Below are 526 nucleotides of genomic sequence, written 5' to 3' on the forward strand. Positions count from 1 at the left end.
GATAGAAGTAGGTCCCGTGCTGGGTCGCGGTGAACGCATAGGAATAGGATTGTCCAGGCTCGATCGGCGGCTGGGTGATCTCGGCAGGTCCATCCATCTGGTTCGGCAGGATCATGCCGTGCCAATGCACCGTGGTTTCCTCGGGCAGGTCGTTGGTGACGTCGATGCGAACCTTATCGCCCTGGCGAATGTGGATGCGCGGACCGGGAATCTGGCCATTGTAGGCATAGGCGTCGACCGCGACGTTGGGCAGGATCTGCCAGCGGACCACCGATGGTCTGAGCTCGAACACCTTGACGCCGTTCTCTAGACGGAATGGCAGTTCCTGGTCGCCCTTGGCGGCAAGACCATAGGACGAGGTAACGCGACGCGGATCGGTTGCAGCCATGTCACGCATGGATTCCGCCGGCGTGTCGCGACCCATGATCATGCCTTGCGGCATGATCGCGCCGCCGACGTCACGCGCCGAAAGCGTCAGGTTCAGCCAGTTCGCCGGCGCGGCCATGCCGCAAGGCATGATCATGGG

At 62.4% G+C, this 526-nt stretch carries 1 protein-coding gene; it reads right to left on the reverse strand.

Translation table 11 applies throughout. The features are described 5' to 3' along the window. Nucleotides 1–526, reverse strand: a 526-nt coding sequence (locus EN893_RS37295) for a multicopper oxidase domain-containing protein (protein ID WP_164901563.1), incomplete at both ends; no start/stop codon positions are given.

The sequence above is a fragment of the Mesorhizobium sp. M7A.F.Ca.CA.004.04.2.1 genome (genome assembly GCF_004022825.1).
Classification (GTDB): domain Bacteria; phylum Pseudomonadota; class Alphaproteobacteria; order Rhizobiales; family Rhizobiaceae; genus Mesorhizobium.